The following is a 463-nucleotide window of genomic DNA, read 5'->3' on the forward strand; positions in this document are numbered from 1 at the left end:
GTCCGCATCTGCGTCACTATCATCAACAACTATTGCTGAGCCTTCGTCTGATACATTACCTGCGTCATCTGTTTCAACTGCTGTGATTTTATCACCGTTGTTTAATTCTGTACCTCCTGGTACCTCTACACTCCAGCTTCCATCTTCACCTACTGTTCCTGTTCCTGTTGTTCCATCTGGGAATGTTACAGTGATTGTATTGCCTGGTTCACTTCCTGTTCCAGTTACTGTATCTGCTCCTGCTTCTGGGACATCCACTGTTGGTGCATCTGGTGCTACTGTATCTGTTCCTACTATTACAGGTACTTTAATGTGATCTTCCGTACCATCTGGATATTTCACTGTCACATCTACTTCTGTTGTACCTGGTGTATTACCGTCTGGTAATTGTGTTTCGTCATCCACCGTAATTGTTGGTTGGTCTTTATCCGCTGGATAGTCCGGAATTGTTACTGCTCCTGTT

General features: G+C 44.3%; 1 protein-coding gene. It reads right to left on the reverse strand.

From position 1 onward, the window contains the following. On the reverse strand, positions 1-463 hold a 463-nt coding region (locus JVV30_RS13340; protein ID WP_239469381.1), incomplete at both ends, for an Ig-like domain-containing protein.

This window comes from Staphylococcus sp. GDY8P47P (genome assembly GCF_016892225.1).
Taxonomy (GTDB): domain Bacteria; phylum Bacillota; class Bacilli; order Staphylococcales; family Staphylococcaceae; genus Staphylococcus; species Staphylococcus borealis.